Below are 19,193 nucleotides of genomic sequence, written 5' to 3'. Positions count from 1 at the left end.
GGCGCTGGAAGCCTTATGGATTAAGGGAAAGAAAGTTTTAGGGCGGAATGTCTTCTCCGAATGGCTGGAGAGATAAATTCTTTTTTTCTATCTTTCTGTAGATTATTTTATCCTTTTGGATAAAGTATATAAAAACACATCGTTTCACCCTCATGAACTCGCTCATTGAATTGTTTTTCGGCAGGAGGATATTCTTTTTATGATCCTCGAAACCATTCCGGCGCTTCACCATTTGACGGTGGAACAGAAGATGCGGCTCTCTTGCGAGCTGGCGGAAGAGGTTTCCAAAAGCGTGGACTTCACGCCTGAGTTGAAGGCCTTTCTGGATCAGAGGCTGGATGCGCATGAGGCCGACCCTTCCGCCGTCAAGACGACTGAGGAAGTCACCGCCGGGCTCATGGCCCTCAAGCAGCGTCTTTCAACGACCGCCTCCCATCATGGATGATCTCGTCTGGACACTGGCCGCTGAGAATGATGTCCAGGCCATCTATGAACGTCTGGAATTGAGGGAGGATGGCGCGGGCGACCTGTTTTATGACGAAATTCTGAAAACTGTCCGGCTGCTTCAACGGTTCCCTTTGCTTGGCCCTGGCCTGGAACATCGCAGATTAAGAAGGGTATTGGTTTATAACAGGAACTATGGATTGTTCTATGTGTCTGAGTCGCGAGGAGTCGTGCTGCATGCCCTGCTGGATCTGCGACAGGCGCCTGAGATGATCAAACGCAGGCTGAATGAACTGCCATGAAATCCACCGTCGTTTTTGGCTTTTTAGGCACCTCGTTGGACCGGGCGCAGGGGGTGGATAGGTGGTCGCGGTGGCGACCGACGGTGTCCATGTGCCAGCAAGAAGATTTGCTGATTTCTCGGCTGGAGCTGCTGGTGGAGCCGAAGTTCATGGACTTGGCGCAGCAGGTGGTGGCGGACATTGGCCTGATCTCGCCAGAGACGACGGTGGTGGTGAATGAAATCTGCTTTGCGGACCCTTGGGATTTTCAGATTGTGTATGAGGGACTGTATGACTTCATAACCAAGTATGCGTTTAAATCAGAAAAAGAGGATTATCTCATTCACCTGACCACGGGGACGCATGTGGCGCAGATCTGCTGGTTCCTGCTGAACGAGGCCAATTTCATCCCGGCGCGGCTGCTGCAAACTTCCCCCACCCGCGTCAATGGACGCGACACCAAGGCTAGCGGGCGCTATGAGATCATTGATCTGGACCTGTCCAAGTATGACCGGCTGGCCACGCGCTTTGCCCAGGAGCAGGAGAAGACGCTGGACTTCCTGAAGAGCGGCATCGCCACGAAGAGCAATGCGTTTAACAAGCTCATCAGCCAGATCGAACTGGTGGCGGTGAACTCAAAAGCTCCAATGCTCATTATGGGGCCGACAGGTGCGGGCAAGTCCCTGCTGACCTCGCGCATCTATGACCTGCGCCGCACACGAGCTGGCCTAACCGGAAGGTTTGTTGAAGTGAACTGCGCCACGTTACGAGGTGACCAGGCCATGAGCGCGCTCTTTGGCCATCGGCGTGGAGCTTTCACCGGTGCGCAGGCGGACCGGCCAGGGCTGCTGAAGGAGGCAGATAAAGGGCTCATCTTTCTGGATGAGATCGGCGAGCTGGGCCTGGATGAACAGGCCATGCTGCTGCGCGCGCTGGAGGACAAAACCTTTCTCCCGCTCGGCTCCGACAAGGCGGTCTCCAGCGACTTCCAGCTCATCGCCGGGACCAACCGAGACCTGCGTGCCGAGGTGGCGGCTGGCAAATTTCGTGATGACTTGCTGGCACGAATTAACTTGTGGACCTTCACCCTGCCCAGCCTGGCAGAGCGGCGGGAGGACCTCAGCGCAAATCTTGACTTCGAACTGGAACGCTTTGCCAAATCCCACCGCCGTCAGGTGCGCTTTAACAAAGAGGCCCGCGAGGCCTTCCTGAAATTCGCGCGAAGCCCGGAGGCAAAATGGAGTGCCAACTTCCGCGACCTGAATGCCGCCGTTACCCGCATGGCCACGCTGGCGCCGAAGGGCCGCATCACGGTGGAATGTGTGGAGCAGGAGAAATCGCGGCTGATGGAGAGCTGGAGGGTTGGGGAAGCCAGTGCACAGTGCACGGTGCTCAGTGAGGAAGAGCGGTCGAAGCTGGACCCCTTTGATCTGGTGCAGCTTGATTACGTTCTCGGCATCTGCCGGGAGAGCAAAACGCTGTCGGATGCGGGACGGAAGCTCTTTGCTGTTTCACGCGCCAGCAAAGCGAAGGCCAACGATGCAGACAGGCTGAAGAAGTACCTGGCGCGATTTGGGCTGGACTGGGAGCGGGTGAAGTGATTCACCAACCCGGACTGGCGATGAATTTGCCTAACTCTTTGTTATCCTTCGATGAGCTCACCCGAACCTCACCGTCATGGCTGGCGGTGATGACCTTCTGCTTTTCACCTGCGCCGAAAACGAGCAGCGCATTCACGCGGTCTTCATGTTTGGCCAGGGTGCTCCTGGTCTTGCGCGTCTTGGCATCAATGACACTCACCTGGCCGCTGGCACTTCCGGTTAGGGGCGTATTGCCATCCAGATAGCTCACGGCCAGCACAGCGGAGCGGCCTGCCGGGCGCAGGGTGGTGTCTTTCACGCCTTTGCCATCCAGCCCCCAGGGCCGGGCCTGGCCGTCGGCATCGCCAGAGATCAGCGTCTGGCCATCGGGGGCAAAGGCGATGCTCAGCACGGGCACACTGTGCGCTGTAAAAGTGCCCTCGATCTCACGTGTGGCCGTCTTCATCACCTTCGCCGTGCGATCCCGGCTGGCGGTTGCGACGTGGCTGCCGTCCGGGCTCATGGCCACGGCGAGAATCCAATCCGCATGAGCTTCGAGGTTCCAGATTTCCTTCCCCTCCGGCAGGGTATAACAACGGATGCGGTTATCCGCGCCGCCGGAGACCAGATACTTGCCATCGGGCGAAGTCACCACGCCCAGCGCACAGTCGCGCATCTGCGCCAGGCGCTTGCGCTCCGTGGGTTTGGCAAAATTCACCAGCCAAACCTCACCGCTGCGCCCCGGAGAGCCGCCTGCCACGGCCAGCCAGGGGCCGCCTTTGACAAAGCTCAGACCCAGCACACGCTCCGGCATGTCCGACAGCCGCGTCCGCAGCTTGCCCGTCTCCGGGTCCCAGGCCAGCACTTCATGATAACCGCTGGTCACCAGCACCTTGCCATCGCCATTCAGCGCCATCGCCGTCACTGGAATGGGCTGCGGATACTTTTCGGGTGATTGATTTTTCTTTTGCGGCAGCAGGGAGGTCAGCTCGGCTTTGTCATCCTGGCCGTCGAACTTTGCCCCCTCATTGATCCACTGGCGGATGAGCGCGATGTCCTTTTCCGGCAGCGCGTCCGCCTTCTTCGGCATGCGGTCCGCATCATCGTCGGCCACCAGCAGCTCATACAGCTCGCTCTCCTCCGCCTTGCCCGGCACGATGGGAGCCGCATCGCTGTCGCCCGTTTTCAGCAACTGCTCAAAAGTGTCCAGCCGGTAAGAGCCCTTGGCCTTTTCCGCCCGATGACATTCCAGACATTGATCCGCCAAAATGGGCACGATCTGTTTGGAAAACGACACCGGCGCAGCCATGGCAGCGCTGGAAAAAAAGATACAGGCAATGACAAATTTCACTGGAACATCAACGTCTGCGAAGGAGCCATTTAAACAAAGGAAATCCTCCCTTCATCCGCCCACCCAGGCCGCCATCTCCGCCGGGATTGGAGCCTCCCAGGCCAGGGAAAAATCCGCCGCTCTCACCTCCAGCCGGTGGGAATGCAGCGCCTGCCGGGAAAAATGCAGCCGGTTCTCCAGATCAGGCGTCCAGCCGGTCTCGATGAAATCCAGATAACAGCGCTCATCTTTCCCATAAATCTTATCCCCCAGGATAGGATGGCCCAGGTGCGCCAGATGCACGCGGATCTGGTGCATGCGTCCGGTCACCGGCGCGGCCTCCACCAGCGCCAACGGCCCGGCCACCGGATGGACCGTCTTTTGTAAAAGCCGGAAGCGCGTCTGGCAGGCGGCCCCGTCAGGATGCACCATCTGCTTCACCCAAATGGGCGATTCGGCCACGTCACCCTTGCGCAAGACCGGCGCATTGAGGTCCAGCTCCCCCCACTCCGGCCAGCCATGGACGATGGCCATGTAGGATTTATGAAACTGCCGCTCCTGCATGGCGATGCCGAAGCGCCGCGCCGCCGGCTGGTTCTTCGCCACCAGCACCGTGCCACTCGTCTCCCGGTCCAGCCGGTTGATGATGGAGATCTGGCCGCCATTGGTCATCTCATAGGCCAGCAGTTCATTCAGACCGTGCCATAGGGTCCACGTGCCGTTTGGCGTGCTGGGGTGGACTTGCAGCGGCGCAGGCTTGTCCACCACGATGAAATCATCGGTCTCATCCAGGAGGGTAAAGTCAGTATTGACGGCGTGGCGCACAGGGATCCCAGGATAGCACAGCCTGCTGAAACAAGCATTCCCTGCTACAAGAATAATGCTTGCATTCAAACTCTTCCTCTGCAACACCTCCGATGCGTCCACCTGTTTGAGGGTTAGGTCCAGAAGTTCATCAGGTGAATGTTTCGTCGGTGAGGGTTCTGGCTGATCATAATTCAGTGACCACTCAGCTATTACCGAAATGAATACGAAAATGTATGTGGGGAATCTCCCCTTCAGTGCCACCGATGTTGATCTGCGCGATCTCTTCTCCCAATTCGGCGGCGTTACCGATGTCTTCCTGCCGATGGATCGCGAGAGCGGTCGCCCACGTGGGTTCGCCTTCGTCAGCATGGACACACCGGAAGCCATGACAGCAGCCATTGAAGGCCTGAATGGCAAAGACTTCGGTGGTCGCTCCCTGACGATCAATGAAGCCCGTCCGAAAGAAGAGCGTCCTGCCTTCGGTGGTGGCGGCGGCGGCGGTGGCCGTGGCGGCTACGGTGGTGGCGGCGGCGGCGGCGGTGGTCGCGGCGGCTACGGTGGTGGTGGCGGCGGCGGCGGTGGCCGTGGCGGCTACGGTGGTGGTGGCGGCGGCGGCGGTGGCCGTGGCGGCAAGAGCTGGGACCGCGATCGCGGCGGCAAGGGTGAAGGCGGCGAGCGCTGGTAATCCTTCCCTGGCCTAGCCAGTCGAACATTTTGAAGGCGGAATCCGTGAGGATTCCGCCTTTTTCGTGCCCGTAGCCGCGCTCACCAGAGCGTGGTTGCCGGGATCACATGGCTCTTCAGCCACCTGCTTGCGCAGGCAGCTGATTGTAGCCGCGCTCGCCAGAGCGTGACCTCACCTTACCACGCCGTGCCCAGATTCCAGCGTCCGGCCAAGGAAAGCAGCTCCGGCCGCATCGGCCACTCATCGGGCCGGGCTTCCTGGCCTTCGTGTCGCTGGCTCGCGCCTTTCAGCATCATACAGCCGGTGTTGTCGCCGATCTCGCGGATCTCCTCGACCTCCTCCGCGCTCAGCACGTTTTCAGCAGGCAGCGCCGCCAGCTCTTCCAGTTTGCTTTCGATGCTGCGGGCACCCTCGCCAGCTTCCTGGATCAGCGTTGGCACCACGCTCTTCACCGGCTCCTGGGCCAGATCCCACAGGCAGGCCAGTTGCAGCATGGTCAGTCCGTGCTTGTCGGCAATGTGGCGGATCTTCTCCAGCTTCTCGCTGGCATGGTCCACCCAGCCCGCCGGACGGTAGCTGCGGTGGTCGCCATCGCGGAACTTGTGCCCCGGTTTCACATCGTCATGGAAGATGCCGCCGTAGTCCACCACCCGTGTCAGGATATCCACCCCGTGCTTCTTGGCGGCAGGCAGCACATGCTGGCCGGGCCAGGGCTCCAGCGGGTTCAAAATGATCATCGCCCACTCCATCCGGTCACCAAAACGCTCAAAGCACTCGATCATGTCCAGCGTAAAACCGTTCGCCGGTCCCGGAGCGATGCCCAGTCGGTCTGTCAGCCCCTTGTCCTTCAAGGCGGCCAGCCCGTCCCACACTGCTTCGCTCGTATAGCCCACCGTATCCGGATTATGCAGCAGCAGGCAGTCAAACTTGCTGGCCTGGCAGCGCTTCAGGGATTCCTCCGTGGCCATTTGCAGGTAGCCTGCGTACTGCTCCGGCTGGTGCAGGCTGGCTTCAGTGAAGCGCGGATAGCCCTTGGACCCAGCCCGCTGGCCGGAGTAAAAGTCATGACCCACGATGCCCACCAGGCAGTATTCATCACGCGGCAGCCCCTGCAGCGCCTCTCCGAGCATGGAATCCGCACGGCCCACGCCATAAACATCTGCGGTGACGAAAGTGCGGACGCCTTTGTCGAAGGAATCCCGGATCATCTGGATATACCGGGCGTCATCCAGCATTTCGCCGAAGTGCATGAATTTGCCGCCACTCCAGGTGCCGTAAGCTGTGCGTGTGAGGTTCATAGGGGGTTGGGGTCGGGTTGTTCTGAAAAAATTAAGCTGCCGGGCAGTAAAACAAATCGAAAAGAATGGCTCTATCTTGCGCCGCCTGCGCCTCTCAGCAAGCCCGGACCCGCCATGCTCAGGGCTTTCTTCACGGTAGAAGCGGCAGGCCATGAATCTCGGTTCACAGTTCAGCGCAAGACGGTGCAAAAAAGCCGGAGCATATGCTCCGGCTTTTGGGAATTAGGATGAAGAGGGGGGCGAACCGGTTTCCGGTTCAGGGCGTCTCCTCGCCCAGGAAGAGGGCTCCCGACAGGATTTCCGGACGGCTGGCGCTGTCCTCCGGCAACAGGAAGAAACCTGCCCCGCCCAGGCCAGGCACCATCAGGCCATAGGCCTTGGCTTTCCTGACTTTCGTCCCAGGCTGCTCAAAACCGCCGGTGATGATCCCGGTTTTGGCATTGATCTTCAGTTTGGTCTTCTCCCCTGCATCAGTCACCGTCACTGCGTTTTTGGCGCTCAGGGTAGCAGGATAGACCAGATTCACATCCCCGCCTCCCCACAGTTCCAGGATGATGTTTTCAGGCAGGTCAAGCACCCGTGCATTCTTGGCCGGTGGTGTGTAGAGACCACCGAAAACGCTGCATCTGGCAAAAAATCCGTCAGCGTAGCCGGGGGTTTTGCCCGTCTGCGGCAGCTTCAGCCAGGTCATGTCACCGTCCACCTCAGTGCCAGGATCCACGACGACCTCCATGAGCAGGCTGCCAGTCTTTTTATAAAGTACCTGGTAAAGACCGGCGCTGCCATTGGCACCGAGGGTGCTGCTGCCGGTGATCTTGGTGCCGTCAGCCAGCAGCCCGGTCCAGCTCACCGCCGCCCTGGGCTTGACCTTCAGGATGGCATAACCGCTGCCTTCGGGCCGCACGGTCGCATTGCCGGTGATGTCGTCAAAAGCCAGATTGTAGGAGCCGGTGGCCAGGCCGGTTTCCTGGGCCAACCACGCGTCTATCGCAGCGTTCTGGCCGTCAAGGGAGACCTGTCCGGCCAGCCTTCCGGCATTGCCGCCGGTGGCATCCAGGGGATAGACGGTGAAGGTCAGGTCCAGAGGATTCAGGCCTTTTTTGCGGTTGATGGTCACGGTGGCTTCAGGATTGCCGCCGCCTTCTGGCACCTCCAGAAAGCCCTTGAAACCATGGGTGTCAGCACCGTTTTTCAGGCTGCCACTGAAGCTGCCCTTCGTAGAAACCACCACCTTGATGCTGCCACCAAAGCCGGTGTCCGACCCCGCCGCCCCGTTGACGGCGGCCTGCCGGGACACAAGGCCGTTGAAGGTGCCGACGATGCCGTCGGCCAGAGGGGTGACCAACCACTGGATGGGATCCGTGCTGGTACTGCCTTCTTTGTTTTTGGCCGTGAACACCACTTCATAGGGCTGCACCTGGCCTTTGACCAGACGCGGGGCAGTGGGTGCGCCCGTAAGCTCACCCGTGAGGGGGTTGATCTTGACGCCTTTGGGGAGCCCTTTGGCACTGTAACGCGTGGGGGACTGGGTGGCGGCGATGGTCTGGTTTACCGGCTGGGCCACGCTGCTAGGTCCGAGGGTGATGGGACCAAACACGGGCTTGCCGCCCACCTGGGCCGTGGCGGTACCGGTGAGCGCGATGTCGAAGGGATTCTCATCCGCGTCGTTGCTGGCGATCTGGAGCGTGGCGGAGAAATCCCCCTCGGCGGACGGGCTGAAGGTCACATCAAAGGTCAGGCTCTGGCCGGCGGCCAGGCTGGTCTGGCCCAGACCGGTGTTGCTGAATCCTGCGCCGTCGAGGCTGAGGACCAGCCCGGTCAGGGCTTCATTGCCGGCATTTCGGATGGTAAAGGTCCGGGTGGCGGACAGACCGGCGGAAACGCTGCCAAACGCCACCGCTGGCCCGCCGTCCGCGAGCGCGGCGGCACCCACCTCCACGGCGATTTCCGGTGCGGAAATGCCGCTGCCGTTCAGCGTCAGATTGAAGGGATTTTCATCGCTGTCATTGCTACTGATCTCCAGCTGGGCGATCACAGGCACGGCAGCCAGGGGGCTGAGCGTGATTTCCACCGTGGCACTGGCCCCGGCGGCAATGGTGGCCGGCGCGGAAACCGTGACAGTGTATTGGGGCTGGCCAATGACATTGACGGAAATGCCTGTGAGCGGAGCATTACCGGTGTTTTTGATGACAATCTGCTGGCTGCCGGAGCCGCCGACGGGGACATTGCCAAACTGGATGGTGCCGGAGCCGTCCACCAAATTGGTGCCGCCGGAGGTTTCCACCACGATTTCTGGCATGGCCAGGGAGGCTCCGGTCAGGCTGATGTCATACTCGGGCTGATCAGGATCATTGCTGCGGATGCGGAGGGTGGCGGTGCGGGTGCCCGCCTGGGAGGGGGTGAAGGAGACCACCAGGTTGGTGCTGCCGCCCTCCAGCAAGGAGGCACCGGGAACGAACACCAAGCCGTAATCATCTTTGGCCGCACCGACGATTTCCACCGAGATGTTTTCCAGGGTGGCGTTGCCGGCGTTGATGACATTCAGGGTCTGGTTGGGCGTGGCGACACCGAGGGCGCTGCTGCCGAAATCCACCCGGCCACCTGCGGCAACAGGCGTGCCATCCCCGGCCAGTTCCACCTGGAGATCCGGCTCCTGGATGCCTTCGGCGGAGAAGGTGATTTCATAGGTGGAGTCATCCCAGTCGTTGGAGGTGATGGTGAGCGTGGCTATATGCACACCGGGAGAGGTAGGCGCATAGGTGACGAACATGCCCGCCGTTTTATCTGTTGCCAATGAGCCTATGGGCATCTCCGTGAAGATGCTGAAGGCCGGGTCCCCGCTGAGGACGGCGGACTGGATGTTGAGATTGTCCGGCCCCACGCTGCGGGCGATCACGGCCTGTTTCCAGGATTCACCCACAAGCAGGCGACCCAGGTCCACAGAACCGGCGCTGGGGCTTTCCGGAAGAGCCATGCCTCGAGGAGATTCCACCAAAATCTGGGAGCCTTCAGGTGCGGGCCAGTTCACAATGGAATCCGTCTCCAAGGTCAGCATGCGGCCATAGCTGGCCCCGGCAGCGGTATGGACCACCGCACGGAAATAATAAGTCGTGTAGGGGGCCAGTCCGGAAAGGGTGGCAGTGGACATGATGCCGATTTCCGAGGCAGCGCCAGGAGTGGCCGTGACCGTATTGCCCAAAGCGGTGGTGGGCCCCCATTCGAATTCCCAGCCAGTGATGGCCTGCTCATTCGGACTCACCATGGCCCTCAGCGTGGCATTGGTGCGGCTGGCATACGAATGATACAAAGGATTATAGGCTGAGTCAGGCTTCATCACTGTGGTCACAGCCGGACCTGTGCGCACGCGGTAAAGCATGCCGCCGCCAGCCGGGCTGAGGTCGCGGTTCAGGCCGCGGGCACTGTTGATGCCATAGAGGAAGCCGTCAGAGTGGGCATAAAACGCACCCTGGGGTAAATTGGCCGGGCCTTCTTGATATATCACGCCTTCTTCCAGGACAGTGGCCTTGGCCGCCACTGGGGTGGCCTCGGCTGGGTCAATCTGAAACAGAACCTCGCGAGTCAGGATGAGACTATCTGAATTTCTGGCGCTCTCCGCGACCACGAAGTTCAGTTTCCCGTCCTGGTCCGTCCCCAGGGTGCCAGGGTAAGCTTTGAGGTTTGGATAAACGCTGGCGGAGACAAAATCCGTGAAAAAGTTTTCCAGGGTATTGGTGGCGGTGTTAAACCGGAAAACGCCGGAGGTGCTGGAATAGTTCCACATGCCCCAAAGGTGGCCGGTGGCATCCATAAACAGGCTGCCACGGGGACCGCCGGCACGGGTGGAAAGCGGCTGGCCGGAATCATTGTTAAAATGGTAAACCACGGTCGTTGTGCCTGTGGCCGGATCCACCTTGAAGATGCTGCCGTCACCGTTGGCTCCGCTAACGGTGGTAGTGCCCCAAAGAAATCCACTGGCATCTTCTACAAGCTGACAGTCAGGGCTGCGACCGGTGCTGGTACCCGACACGAACGCGAACACATTGGTAAAGGCGGAGGTGGCGGTGTTGATCTTGAACACGATGCCGTTGGTACCGTTATTGGCCACGCCCCAGGCATGGGAGCCGTCCCCAGGCAGGATCAGTCCGCGCGGGCTTGCCCCGTTGCCGCTGGCGGTAAAGGCATGGACCGAGGTGAAGACCGTCGTATCGGGATCATATTTGAAAACGGTGCCAAAATTTCCCGCTCCGCCCAGCTTGGTGGTGCCCCAGACAATCCCATCTGCCGCGATGGCCAGCGTGCCGGAAGGCTCGGCACCGGCGGCCGAACCACTGGTGCCGGTGAAATGGACCAGCGTTTCCATCTGCCCGTTGACGGGATCCACACGGTACAACGTGCCAAAGCCATGCAAACCGCCCGCCGAGGTGCTGCCCCACAGCCAGTTGCTGCCCGGGCTGCCCACCACACCCGCCTGCGGCGTGTAGCCGGTGAGCACCTGGCCCGCTGCCAGCCGTGTGAACACGGCACCATTCGGATTGAATTTGTAGGCCGCCCAGCCGCCGCTGGCGGTGGTGGCGGTGCCCCAAAGCTGGCCGTCCGGAGTGCGCACCAGTGCGGAAGCCGGGCCGGTGATGTCCGCATTGGCACCGCTGAGGGAACTGAAGCTGAATTCCGTGGTCAGCATGTCTGTGCCGGAATCCACCTTGAACAACGAGCCTTTGTTGACGCCGTTATTTCCGCCAGCGGGGGTATAACCCCAGAGATTGCCCTGGTGGTCTCGCATGAGCTGGACAGCCAGATTGTTGCCGTTTTTGTTATAATCGGCCACATGGGTGGCGTTGCCTGTGGCGGCTTCGATTTTATAGACACTGCCAAAGGTGTTGTCTTTGGAAATGGTTCCCCACAGGAAACCCCGACCATCCGGCACCAGGCTGTTATTGGGAAAGGAGCCTGTGATCTTGCCCTCCTGCGGATTGGAGCCGGCAAAGATGTTGTACACCGTGATGGCCCGTGTGGACATGTTGAATTTGAAGACCGAGCCTGAGCCGCTTGTGGAACCGTTCCCGGCAGCTCCTGCGAACTGGGTCACACCCCACAGGTTGCCATTGCCGTCATTATGGAGGGTGCCTTGCGGTCTTGCGCCGCCGCTGGTACCGCCAGTTCCTGGAAAGGAATGCACGCTTTCAAACTCCCCGGTGATCTCATGGATGCGGAAAATTGTGCCTGCACCCGTGTTGTTATTGGCGGTGTAAAAAGTAGTGCCCCACAGGTTGCCATCCGCACTGCGCACCAGACCGCCCTGAGGCCAGCTTCCAGGAAACAAGCCCGTGTTACCGGTAAAGCGGGCCATCACCTGGCACTCGCCCGTCTCCGGCCGCAGGCGGACGATGCCGCCAAGCTGCTGGGCATTCCCCAGCCCGTAATTGGTGTAAGTGGTCCAGAGCCAGCCGTCTGAGCTTTCCACAAATTCACTGCTGGGCCGGGAGCCGGGAAAAGCTTGTTCGTTTTTTTCTTCCGTAAAGGACAGGCCCTGGATGCGGCCTGTTTCATCCATTTCAAAAACCGTTCCGGCTCCAAATGCCCCTCCTGATTGCGAAGTGCCATAGAATTTCCCCGTGGACTCTTTATAAAAAAGACCTGCACGGGCAGGCTGGCCGGGGCCAACACCGAATCCGGCGACGGGTTCCATAGAAGCTGCCGTCTGGGCATGAGCCGCTGCGGCGGACAGGAATAACAGCGAGATGGTAAGATAACGCAATAGCATGGGTAAGAGTACACGCTCATTCCTCCATTCTGGTTACCACTTTCAACACCAAAAGAGGAAAAAATCTGATACTCAGCCTAATATAAAGCAAAATGCAATAATGCGCACTTTTCCTTACCATCACACATCCATTCGCCTGGCTCATCAATGAAAACACAGCTCCTAGAATGCATCGTTTACCTGCCTGATTCTAATAAATTAACTCATCATTAGTTAGGCCAGCCAGGAGCGCAGGAAGGACCCAAAGTACAAAAAATGGAGGCAGATCCGGTGGACCTGCCTCCAAAACACCATCAATCAATCATCAAACTTAGATCAAACCAGCTTCCTTCAACGTCTTGAAGGCACCGTTTTTATCCATCGTTTTCAGAGCGCGGGCGGTCAGCTTGACCGTGACCCACTGATTAAGCTCAGGAACGAAAATACGCTTGTGGCGCAGGTTCGGGTAAATGACACGCTTCACACGCTTCGTGATGTGCTTACCGATACCACCTTCCTTCTTAGCTTTACCGCTGCGATGAATGTGGTGGCCGCGTGTGACGCCGACTCCGGTGATTTGACAGACTTTAGCCATGTGATGATTCCTGGGAAAAAAATTTGGGGTGCGAAACTAGCCGAGGACTTTCTCACGTCAACCTCGGAAACATATTTTTACACCGATTGGGGTTTAGTAACTGAAAATTTCGCCATCCTTAAAGAACCGCTTCAGCTCCACGGCTGCGGCTTCCGGGGAATCCGAGGCGTGAACGACATTGGTCATTTTGTCATCACCGAAGTCACCACGGATGGTGCCTTTGGCGGCGGCTTTGGAATCCGTCGGGCCAAGAAGGTCGCGGACGTGGGAAATGACGTCCTCACCGCCCAGCGCCACCGCGATGACCGGCTTGCTCTTCATGAAGCCAGCGACCTCAGGGAAGAACGGCTTGTCGGCAATGTGGGAATAATGCTCCTTCAGGAGCTCATCCGTGAGCTGGATCATCTTGATGCCACGCACACGGAAGCCTTCGGCCTCCAGACGCTTGAGGACTTCGCCATTAAGGCCTTTGGCGACGCAGTCGGGCTTCAGCAGGAGGAGGGATGTTTCTTGGGCCATAGTGGGGGATTTGAAAAAGGGCGCGAAAGGTGCTGTCCATGTCACCTCCCGTCAAGCAGGTAACTTAGATAGTTATGCACAATGCCTTGTAGCCCAGCCCCACCGCCGCACCTCCCATTCACGTCCCCACGATGTCGTGGATCTCGATGAGGTACATCTGCCTCCCCTTGCTGTGGGGGGAGTCAATGCACACCAGCCGCCCATCCCGGCTGCTGCGCGGGTGCGTATCGCAGCGCCACTCCCCGGTGTAGAAGGCGGGGCTGTAAAAGTGCCCCAGGTCCACCCGGCGGTCCGTCGGGATGTGGTAAAGGTAGGGCGTCTGTTTGCGCTCCTTGTCCGGATAACAGTCGTTCAGCACCCATTCATTGTTCGTCTTCGGCACATAGGTGTTGTGGCCGTTGCGGGGCATCTTGTCCTTGCCCACCACTTCCACTTCATTCGTCTTGTCCTTGTAGAGATAAAACCGGTCGCCATGGCTGGGGTGGAAGGCCCAGGCAAACACATGCTGCGGATCCCGCCAGACAAAGTGGGAGGTACGGCCCAATGGATCCAGCACATAGAGGTCCGTGCCATCCGCTTTGGCGGTGAACAGCCGTGTGTTGAAGCTCTTGTCCCCGTCACCCTTCCAGCGGTGCAGGAAAATGAAGCGGCTGCCATCAGGGGAGAATAACAAATGATTGAACCAGTGCTTCGCATTCGGGCTAAAGCCGCCTTCATACGGAATCGCCGCCGCCTGGGCAAAGGTGATGATGAGCTCTTGCGCCCCCGTCTCCATGTTGATCTTCCAGATGCCCGCATCCTCCGGCACCAGCACGTCCTTGTTCGGGTCAGGGATGCCCGCATAACCATAGCCAGGCCGCGTGTCATTCAGCCGCCGGAAGTCCGGGGCGATGCCCCACTTGCCATCCGGGCTCAGGTTATACACGGGGTTTGGCAGGGTGCGCTTCTTCTGCGTCTTCACATCCAGCAGATGGCAGACAAACTTGTCCCCCTCCCGGTCATTCCACATCACCGTGCTCTCCGTGCCCGGCACCCACTGCAGCATGCAGCCCTGCTGCCAGTTCCACGCGCGGCTTTCCCCCAGCTCCGTCCACTTGTCGCCATCCTGCAGGTCCACCATGCCCACCTTGATGACGTCTTCCGCTGTGGGTGACCGGTGCTCAAAGTCCACCTGGTTTCCCAGCACATAGCGGTTGTCCGGACTGAACTGCTCCTTGTCGTAATAGGCGAACCAATGATACTTCGGCCCTTTCGTAATCGCCCGCACCTGGATCTTTTCCGCCTCCTGCGCCGTTAAACCTAGGCGTGAGGCAAAGAGGGCAGTGACAGACGTTTGCAGAAAGTGGCGGCGGTTGTTCATCCCAAAAACTAGACCTTCGATCAAAAGTTTGTCGAACTTAAAAAGGCGGTGCAAGGCAGGAATGGGAAGGTTGAAGGGTAAAAAAACAAGAGGCGGAAAAATTCATTTTCCAGAGCCTGCACACTTCTTGCCACGGAAGATCGCAAAAGACGCACAGCGATTTGTCTGGCTCTCCCGCTCGCAGACTGTATCGTGATGACCTTGACAAAAGCCGCGCCGAAAGCCTCGACACGCAAACTGCGGCTCAAAAAGGATGCCGCAGCACCGAGCCCAATGCCTGCTGCCAAGGGCGGTTTTCCCATCGTGGGTGTAGGCGCTTCAGCCGGGGGTTTTGAAGCCTTTCAGGATCTGCTGAAACATCTGCCGGTGGATACCGGCATGGGCTTTGTCCTGGTTCAGCATCTGGACCCGCAGCATGAAAGTGCCCTCGTGCCGCTCCTTCAGCGCAGCACCTCCATGCCAGTGCTCCAGGTCACCCAGGGGATGGTGGTGGAGCGGAATCACATTTATATCATCCCGCCCAATGTGCTGATGGAGATCTCCAAAGGCGCGCTGATTCTGACGCCGCGCGGCCGGGTGCGGGGGGCCGCCAGGTCCATTGACTGTTTTTTTGAGGCCCTGGCGGAGGACCAGCGGGAGAATGCCATCGGTGTGGTTCTTTCCGGCACCGCGACAGACGGCACGATGGGGCTGGAATCCGTGAAGGGCGAGGGCGGCCTGACGTTTGCGCAGGATGACACTGCCAAATACGATTCCATGCCTCGCAGCGCCATCGCTGCGGGCTGTGTGGACTTTGTGCTGTCCCCGGAGGCCATCGCGAAGGAGCTGGCGCGCATTGCCAAGCACCCTTTTGTGGTGGCCGCCGCCCTGCCCCTGCCAGAAACGGGACGACTGGCATCTGAGGCTGAAAGGGAGAACGACCAGAGCGATCCTCCGGGCAAGGCGCTGGCCTCCGGCGGAAAGGGCACTCCGCGCACGGACTCCCGCCAGGCGCTGACGGAGGCCAAAGCGGAGCCGGACAAGGCCCAACTGGAAGGCTATGCGAAGATCCTGGCACTGCTGCACAGACATTGCGGGGTGGATTTCTCGTTTTACAAATCCAGCACCATCCAGCGGCGTGTGGCCCGGCGGCTGGTGCTCAACAAGCATGAGACGCTGGCAGATTATGCCGCCTTTCTGAAAGGCAATACCCATGAGCTGGATGCCCTCTACTCCGATGTGCTGATCAGCGTGACCAGCTTCTTCCGCAATCCGGAAGCCTTCGATATCCTCAAGCAAAAGGTTTTCCCAAAGCTCATCGGGCCACCCAAACGCGACGGTCCGCTGCGCATCTGGGTGCTGGGCTGCTCCACCGGGCAGGAGGCTTATTCCCTGGCCATGACCTTTGCCGAGGCGGTCACAGACAAACCGAATCCGCCGAAGCTGCAAATCTTCGCCACGGACCTCAACGAGGCGCTGCTGGAGAAGGCCCGCGCCGGGCTCTATGCAAAGTCTCTGGCGCAGGACATCGGGCAGGAAAGGCTGCAACGCTTTTTTACCGAGGAGGAAGGCGGCTACCGGGTGAACAAGGCGCTGCGTGAGCAGGTGGTCTTCGCCCGGCAAAATGTGATGAGTGATCCGCCGTTTTCGCGGATGGACCTCATCTCCTGCCGCAACCTGCTGATCTATTTTGAGCCGGAGCTGCAGAAGAAGATTTTCCCTGCCTTCCATTATGCGCTGAAGCCGGACGGTTATCTGTTTCTCGGTGCCAGCGAGTCCATCGGGCAGTTCACGGACCTGTTCACGGCGGCGGATAAAAAGCAGAAGATCTTTGTCCGGAAATCGGCCAAGACCCCTTCCTTTCATTCGCCGCAGCCGAGGGAGCGCAATGCGCAACGTCCGGGTGGCAAGCGCAGCCTGGAGGAAGGGCCGTTTCTACCAGATGCCAATGGCGGAGAATTCAATGCGCAGCGCGAGGCGGATCGAATCTCCGTGAGCCTGTTTGCGCCGCCAGGAGTGCTGATCAATGCGGAAGGCCAGATCCTGCAGTTCCGGGGGGCCACGGGAGCTTTTTTAGAACCGCCAACGGGAAAGGCCAGCTTTGACCTGCTGAAGATGGCGCCGGAAGGGCTGATGCTGCCGCTGCGTGCGGCCATCCAGACCGCCCGGCGCGAGCACGTGACGGTGTGCCAGGAGAATGTGCAGATGCGTAAAAACGGCATCCTGCGTGCGGTGAACCTGCGGGTGATTCCGCTGCGGAATCTGAAGGAGCCGTGCCTGCTGGTGCTCTTTGAAAATACGGAGGCCGCCGGCCCGGCTGGCCCAGGACAGCCCAGCCAGCCGCCGACGCCCAAAGGAAAAAGGGAGGCGGCCAACCGCATCACAGAACTGGAGCAGGAACTGGCGGAGACACGGGACTACCTGCTGTCCATCCAGGAGCAAAATGAGTCCTTCACGGACGATTTGCAGGCCTCCAGCGAGGAACTGCAAAGCGCCAATGAGGAGCTGCAAAGCATCAATGAAGAGCTGGAAACGTCCAAGGAGGAGCTGGAATCCACCAATGAAGAGCTGACAACGATCAACGAGGAACTGGTACACCGGGATGCGGAACAGAGCCGGCTCAATTCAGACCTGAACAACCTCCAGGCGAGCCTCCAGACAGCCATCCTGCTGCTGGGCCGTGATCTTTCCATCCGCCGTTTTTCACCCTCGGCGGAAAAGATTTTCAATCTGGTGGCTGCGGACCTGGGGCGGAATTTTGTCGGCCTGAGGCATCATCTTAACCTGCCTGGTCTGGCGGACATGCTGACCGATGTGATGGAATCCATCAGCCCGCGTGAAATGGAAGTGCAAGACCGCGAAGGCCGCTGGTTTTCCCTGCAAGTGCGCCCCTACCTGACGCTGGACAAGCGGATTGACGGTGTGGTGCTGGTCCTCAATGACATCAATGACCTGAAGCACCAGCAGCAGCAGATCGCGGCGGCGCGGGACTATGCCGAGGCCATCCTGAGGACGCTGCCAGTGCCGTTTCTGATCCTGCGGGCGGACCTTCGCGTGCAATCCGCAAGCGATGTTTTTTACAAGGTCTTCGATGTGGACGCCTCCGAAAGCGAGGGGCGGTTGATCTATGAACTGGGCAACCGTCAATGGGACATCCCGGACCTGCGCAAGCTGCTGGAGGACATCCTGCCGCAGAAAAATCACTTCACCGGTTATGAAGTGAATCACGAATTTGAAACCCTCGGCAGCCGGACCATGCTGCTGAATGCCCGGCAGGTGGACAGCGCGGACGGCACGCCGGACCGCATCGTCCTGGCCATTGAGGACATCACCGACCGCACGCAGGCCGAGCGATCCCTGCGCCATGCCATGGCGGAGATCGAGCAGTCCTCACGTGCCAAGGATGAGTTTCTCGCGGCTCTCAGCCATGAACTGCGGACCCCGCTCACCCCCGTGCTGATGACAGCCTCCGCGCTGGAGAGCGATACCACCCTGAGTGACGACCTGCGCAGCCAGCTAGGCATGATCCGCCGCAATGTGGAGCTGGAGGCGCGGCTCATTGATGACCTTTTGGACCTCACCCGCATCAGCCACGGCAAGCTGCAAATCTCCCCTGTGGTCTCAGACATCCATGATCTGCTGGAGCACACGGCGGAGATCGTCCGCAGCGACGGCCCGGGCAAGCAGGTGCGCATCCGCTTCATGCTGGATGCGAAGAACCACCATGTTCTGGCGGACCCGGCACGGCTGCAGCAGGTGTTTTGGAACCTCATCAAAAACGCCCTCAAATTTACCCCCACAGGCGGGGCCATCACCGTCAGGACCCAGAGCGACAAGGATGGCTCCATCCGCATCTCCGTGGCAGACACGGGCATCGGCATCGCGAAGGAATCCCTGACCCGCATCTTCAACGCCTTTGAGCAGATCGAAGCCAATGGCGTGCATCAGTTTGGCGGGCTCGGCCTCGGCCTGGCCATCTCCAAGGCCATCGTCATGGCCCATGGTGGAGAGATCATTGCCGAGAGCCAGGGCGAGGGCCATGGGGCCACCTTTTCCGTGGAACTCGCCACCGGAAACGCCCCGCAGATTCAACCCGTGAAAGCCGACCCCCCCGTCGGCCCGGACCACCATCTGCGCCTGCTCGTCGTGGAGGATCACGAAGCCACCCTGGCCGTTCTTTACCGCCTGCTCACCCGCCGCGGCCACCAGGTGACCACCGCCACCAACTCCCGCGATGCGCTCACCGCCTATGCCGCAGCCAATTTTGATGCCGTCATCACCGACCTCGGCCTGCCCGACGGCAGCGGCCTGGACCTCATGCGCGAGATCCAGCGCCAGCGCCCCGTCCCCGGCATCGCCCTCAGCGGCTACGGCATGGAAGAAGACTTCCACCAGACCAAAGAAGCCGGATTCTTCGCCCACCTCGTCAAGCCCGTGAACCTGGACCAGCTCAGGCTGCTGCTGAACCAGCTCCCCAAAGGCGTGTGATATCACCTCCTGGGGATCTTTAGCACCGTGGCAAATCCACCGTGGGAGCAGCGTGCACAGTCCTGCACTCCTCCACGGTCCAATCCC

General features: G+C 59.7%; 12 protein-coding genes. 5 read left to right on the top strand and 7 right to left on the bottom strand.

All coding sequences use genetic code 11. The features are described from left to right. The first annotated feature begins 199 nt into the window (after positions 1-199). From WJU23_RS03035 to rtcR, 3 genes are read left to right on the top strand one after another with little or no spacing between them, the layout of a single operon-like run. On the top strand, positions 200-445 hold the full coding sequence (locus WJU23_RS03035; protein WP_346331057.1) for a hypothetical protein: 246 nt from the start codon (positions 200-202) through the stop codon (positions 443-445). Next, positions 438-746 carry a type II toxin-antitoxin system RelE/ParE family toxin gene (locus WJU23_RS03030; RefSeq protein WP_346331056.1) on the top strand — a complete coding sequence of 103 codons (309 nt, stop codon included), beginning with the start codon at positions 438-440 and terminating at the stop codon, positions 744-746. Before WJU23_RS03035 ends, WJU23_RS03030 begins: the two co-directional genes overlap by 8 nt. Next, positions 743-2,326 (top strand): RNA repair transcriptional activator RtcR, encoded by a 1,584-nt coding sequence (rtcR, locus tag WJU23_RS03025; protein ID WP_346331055.1) that lies wholly within the window; start codon positions 743-745, stop codon positions 2,324-2,326. Before WJU23_RS03030 ends, rtcR begins: the two co-directional genes overlap by 4 nt. Position 2,327: 1 nt before the next feature. On the opposite strand, the gene WJU23_RS03020 is transcribed toward rtcR, so the two are convergent. Then, the gene (locus tag WJU23_RS03020) at positions 2,328-3,614 is read right to left on the bottom strand and encodes a c-type cytochrome domain-containing protein (protein WP_346331054.1); all 1,287 of its coding nucleotides are present in this window, start codon (positions 3,612-3,614) and stop codon (positions 2,328-2,330) included. A gap of 93 nt (positions 3,615-3,707) precedes the next feature. Next, positions 3,708-4,460, bottom strand: a complete 753-nt coding sequence (locus WJU23_RS03015) for an RNA pseudouridine synthase (RefSeq protein ID WP_346331053.1) — start codon at positions 4,458-4,460, stop codon at positions 3,708-3,710. A 199-nt stretch (positions 4,461-4,659) separates the two neighbouring features. Between WJU23_RS03015 and WJU23_RS03010 the strand changes: the two genes are divergently transcribed. Next, entirely contained in the window at positions 4,660-5,127 is a 468-nt protein-coding gene (locus tag WJU23_RS03010; RefSeq protein WP_346331052.1) for an RNA-binding protein, read from the top strand. Between the two features lie 176 nt (positions 5,128-5,303). Here WJU23_RS03010 and WJU23_RS03005 read toward each other — a convergent pair whose 3' ends face one another. The 5 genes from WJU23_RS03005 to WJU23_RS02985 form a co-directional block, all read right to left on the bottom strand. Then, positions 5,304-6,425, bottom strand: coding sequence for an aldo/keto reductase (locus tag WJU23_RS03005; RefSeq protein ID WP_346331051.1), 1,122 nt, complete (start codon positions 6,423-6,425; stop codon positions 5,304-5,306). A gap of 256 nt (positions 6,426-6,681) precedes the next feature. Further along, positions 6,682-12,186 carry a choice-of-anchor tandem repeat GloVer-containing protein gene (locus WJU23_RS03000; RefSeq protein ID WP_346331050.1) on the bottom strand — a complete coding sequence of 1,835 codons (5,505 nt, stop codon included), beginning with the start codon at positions 12,184-12,186 and terminating at the stop codon, positions 6,682-6,684. A 310-nt stretch (positions 12,187-12,496) separates the two neighbouring features. Next, positions 12,497-12,760, bottom strand: coding sequence for a 50S ribosomal protein L28 (gene rpmB / locus WJU23_RS02995; protein ID WP_346331049.1), 264 nt, complete (start codon positions 12,758-12,760; stop codon positions 12,497-12,499). A gap of 93 nt (positions 12,761-12,853) precedes the next feature. Further along, entirely contained in the window at positions 12,854-13,279 is a 426-nt protein-coding gene (gene ndk, locus WJU23_RS02990; RefSeq protein ID WP_346331048.1) for a nucleoside-diphosphate kinase, read from the bottom strand. Between the two features lie 118 nt (positions 13,280-13,397). Beyond that, a complete protein-coding gene (locus WJU23_RS02985; protein ID WP_346331047.1) occupies positions 13,398-14,693 on the bottom strand; it encodes a hypothetical protein in 1,296 nt (431 codons plus the stop codon). Between the two features lie 141 nt (positions 14,694-14,834). Between WJU23_RS02985 and WJU23_RS02980 the strand changes: the two genes are divergently transcribed. Continuing rightward, positions 14,835-19,106 (top strand): CheR family methyltransferase, encoded by a 4,272-nt coding sequence (locus WJU23_RS02980; RefSeq protein ID WP_346331425.1) that lies wholly within the window; start codon positions 14,835-14,837, stop codon positions 19,104-19,106. Positions 19,107-19,193 lie beyond the last annotated feature (87 nt).

The sequence above is a fragment of the Prosthecobacter sp. SYSU 5D2 genome, from assembly GCF_039655865.1.
Classification (GTDB): domain Bacteria; phylum Verrucomicrobiota; class Verrucomicrobiia; order Verrucomicrobiales; family Verrucomicrobiaceae; genus Prosthecobacter.
This window is presented reverse-complemented; position numbering and strand designations above follow the sequence as displayed.

Bases quoted from the DNA above. Each gene is read 5' to 3' on its own strand.
- rtcR (WP_346331055.1), top strand. From the start codon at position 743: ATGAAATCCACCGTCGTTTTTGGCTTTTTAGGCACCTCGTTGGACCGG.
- WJU23_RS03000 (WP_346331050.1), bottom strand. From the start codon at position 12,186: ATGCTATTGCGTTATCTTACCATCTCGCTGTTATTCCTGTCCGCCGCA.
- WJU23_RS03010 (WP_346331052.1), top strand. From the start codon at position 4,660: ATGAATACGAAAATGTATGTGGGGAATCTCCCCTTCAGTGCCACCGAT.
- WJU23_RS03030 (WP_346331056.1), top strand. From the start codon at position 438: ATGGATGATCTCGTCTGGACACTGGCCGCTGAGAATGATGTCCAGGCC.
- WJU23_RS03005 (WP_346331051.1), bottom strand. From the start codon at position 6,425: ATGAACCTCACACGCACAGCTTACGGCACCTGGAGTGGCGGCAAATTC.
- WJU23_RS02980 (WP_346331425.1), top strand. From the start codon at position 14,835: ATGACCTTGACAAAAGCCGCGCCGAAAGCCTCGACACGCAAACTGCGG.
- ndk (WP_346331048.1), bottom strand. From the start codon at position 13,279: ATGGCCCAAGAAACATCCCTCCTCCTGCTGAAGCCCGACTGCGTCGCC.
- rpmB (WP_346331049.1), bottom strand. From the start codon at position 12,760: ATGGCTAAAGTCTGTCAAATCACCGGAGTCGGCGTCACACGCGGCCAC.
- WJU23_RS03035 (WP_346331057.1), top strand. From the start codon at position 200: ATGATCCTCGAAACCATTCCGGCGCTTCACCATTTGACGGTGGAACAG.
- WJU23_RS03020 (WP_346331054.1), bottom strand. From the start codon at position 3,614: ATGGCTGCGCCGGTGTCGTTTTCCAAACAGATCGTGCCCATTTTGGCG.